We start from the raw sequence: 2,999 nt of genomic DNA on the forward strand, positions 1-2,999 counted from the left end.
AGGCCATGCTGGCCATTGCCCTCAACCGCATCTATACGCCCATCCTGCGCAAACAGATTCCGGAGATCAAGGACTTTTTCCTGCCCATGGACGCCCTCAGCTACAAGCTGGCGATACTTGCCATCGACAAGGCCTATGCCGGCCAGGCGCGGCGGGCTGCCATGGCGTTCTGGGGGGTGCTGCCCCAGTTCACCTACACCAAGTTCGTGGTGGTGGTGGACGGCAGCATCAACGTACGGGATCCCCGCCAGGTGCTTTGGGCCATTAGCGCCAAGGCGGATCCCCAACGGGATCTGCTGGTGATTGCCGATAGTCCCTTCGATAGTCTGGATTTTGCCAGTGAACGCATCGGCCTGGGGGGCCGCATGGCCATTGACGCCACCACCAAGATCGGCCCGGAGCGGCGCCACGACTGGGGGCGGGCCCTGGAACGGGATGCTGCCACCGAGGCGCGCATTACGGAGCGTTGGGATGAGTTGGGGTTGGGAGACGTGGGCCGGACCGCGCCGGATCCGGTTCTTTTCGGCTACGTGATGGAAAACGTGCTGGCCCGCCTGGGCCGCCCTTCCTGAGTGCTGGCGCCCCACCTCCTTCCCCACGATCTCCGTGCTGCAACGTCGCACCCTCTACGCCTTGAAGGCCCTGCTGACCCTGGCCCAGGCCCGGGAGACCCTCTGCTCGGTGTCCCACATTGCCCGGCGCCAGCAGCTTCCCGCCCCCATGCTGGAACAGATTCTGTTGCAGTTGCGGCGCGCCGGGCTGGTTGTGGCCCAGCGGGGCCGGGCCGGTGGCTATGGATTGGCCCAGCCGGCCGGTTCCATCTGTCTGGAGCAGGTGGCCGATGCCGTAGGGGAGCGGCTGCAACAGGCCACGCCCTCCCCCGGTCGTGACCATAACCATGAAGACACCGCCACGGACCAGGTGCTGGCCATGCTGGAGCGGCGTCTCCACCGTTCCCTGGCCAAAGCCCTGCGGGAGACCACCCTGGAGGAGCTGTTTCTTGACCTGCGCTCCTGGCAAGCCATTCTGGAGGACGACAACGCCTTGATGCTTTGAAGGAGTCAGGGATGGGCCAAAGTACGCACACTCATGGAAAATGCCGCAACGCTTGGCTTCATTGATAGGTCAATCGAGTAACCCGGGTTCTGGATGGGTTCGGGAGAACCAGCCCGTCGCGCTGCTGCCAAGGGTGTCAATGACACGGCCACACCACGGTGCAGCCCATGCCCCCGTCCCCCGGTTCCGCATCGTGGAAGCGCTCCACCTGGTCCGTGCTCTGCAGCCACTCACGGAGACCCTGCTTGAGACGACCGGCGCCGATGCCGTGAATCACCCAAACGGGACCGTTGCAGCGGCTGAGCTGATCCGCTACGGCGGATTCCGCCTCATGGAGCCGGAATCCACGCAGGTCAATGGTGTTGGCGGCACAGCGCACCTCCGGGCCGGGGGCCAGGGGCTGGCGGTGGGTCACCTGCACGGAGGGGGCCGGGCGGGGCTCGTCCCCGTTCAGCGACTCCACGTCGTCCATGTGGGTCTGGAGGCGCATGGGGCCACAACGCAGCTCCAGCATCCGACCGTCTTTCACGTCCAGCACCTCCGCCACCTTGCCCAGGCGCCGCACCCGCACCCGCATCCCCACATGGGGTGACCACCCCTGCTGATCCGCCAATGGGCCAGGAGCCGCCGCAGTGGCGTCCTGCCCGTGCCGGACTTGTTTGAGGGCCTTCAGACGTTGCCCGGCCCGCCGGGCCTGCTCCCCATCCGGTGGCCCTTGGCGCAGGGTGCGAATGATCCGGGCCACCTCCTGCTGGGCGGCATGGATGGAGTCCTCCAACTGCTGCCGCCGCTCCTGCTGCCGCTGGGCAATTTCATTCTGCTGCCGCTGCCAATGGCTGAGCACCTGGGCGTGGAGTCGCTCCGTGCGGGCCAGGAGGGCGGCGGCGGCGGCGGCGGCCTCCTCCTGCTGTTGCCGTTGCTGCTCCAGACCACTGATGATGGCGCTCACCTCACCCACCTGCTGGGGCTTGAGCAAGGCCCGGGCCTGGCTGAGCACCGCTGGAGGCAAGCCCAACCGCTGGGCGATGGCCAGGGCGTTGCTGCGACCGGGTATGCCCCATTGCAACTGATAGGTGGGGGCCATGGTGGTCTCGTCAAAGGCGACGGAGGCATTCTCAAAGCGGTCGTCTTCATACTTGAGCGCCTTGAGGGCGCTGTAGTGGGTGGTGGCCATGGTGAGACGTACCCGGTCCGCCATATGGCGCAACAGGGCGATGGCCAGGGCGGCCCCTTCGCCTGGATCCGTGCCGGCCCCCAGTTCGTCCAGCAGCACCACACCGTTGACGGTGGCCGTGGGGGAGGCCTCGACAGCCTCAAGGATCCGCGCCAGTCGCCTGACGTGGCCACTGAAGGTGGAGAGGTTCTGCTGGAGGGATTGCTCGTCACCGATGTCCGCCAACACCAACGCGGCCCATGGCAGCCGGGCCGGACCGGCACAGAGCACCGGTAATCCTGCTCGGGCCATGAGGAGCGCCAGGCCCAGGCTTTTGAGAACCACGGTCTTGCCACCCGTATTGGGTCCGGTGATGGCCACCACCCGCTGATGGGGATGTACTTGAATATCCACCGGCGCCACGTCGGCGCCACCGGCCTGCTGTTGCTCCACCAGCAGCGGATGACGCAACTGCCGCAGCAGGATGGGCGCCCGGGCCGCACCGGTGGCGTCAGCCTTCAGGCCAGTGTCCAGGAAGTCCGGTTGAATGCCCCCCATGGCGGCGCCGTAGCGCCCCCGGGCCAGAGCCACGTCAAGCCGCAGCAGGGCGGCACAGATGTCCAGAAGCGGTTGGGCATCATCGGCCACCAGTTGACTCAACTGCCGCAGCACCTGCTCCTCCTCTTGCCGCTCCTGGCTCTCCAGATCACGGATGCGATTCCCCAGGGGCGCCAACACCTGGGGCTCCACAAACAAGGTGTTGCCGGAGGTGGAACTGTCATGGACCAGG

At 66.5% G+C, this 2,999-nt stretch carries 2 protein-coding genes and 1 pseudogene; 2 read left to right on the forward strand and 1 reads right to left on the reverse strand.

What is annotated here, in order from left to right; genetic code table 11:
* Nucleotides 1–572 (forward strand): annotated as a pseudogene (locus tag BG35_RS0108290) (UbiD family decarboxylase domain-containing protein); the annotation flags it as partial.
* A 34-nt stretch (nt 573–606) separates the two neighbouring features.
* Complete coding sequence (locus BG35_RS0108295) at nt 607–1,056, forward strand: RrF2 family transcriptional regulator (protein WP_025782460.1); 450 nt, start codon at nt 607–609, stop codon at nt 1,054–1,056.
* 136 nt (nt 1,057–1,192) lie between these two features.
* Here BG35_RS0108295 and BG35_RS0108300 read toward each other — a convergent pair.
* A partial coding sequence (locus BG35_RS0108300) for an endonuclease MutS2 (RefSeq protein WP_025782461.1) occupies nt 1,193–2,999 on the reverse strand: 1,807 nt, incomplete at its 5' end.

Source organism: Candidatus Synechococcus spongiarum SH4 (genome assembly GCF_000586015.1).
Taxonomy (GTDB): Bacteria; Cyanobacteriota; Cyanobacteriia; order PCC-6307; family Cyanobiaceae; genus Synechococcus_B; species Synechococcus_B spongiarum_F.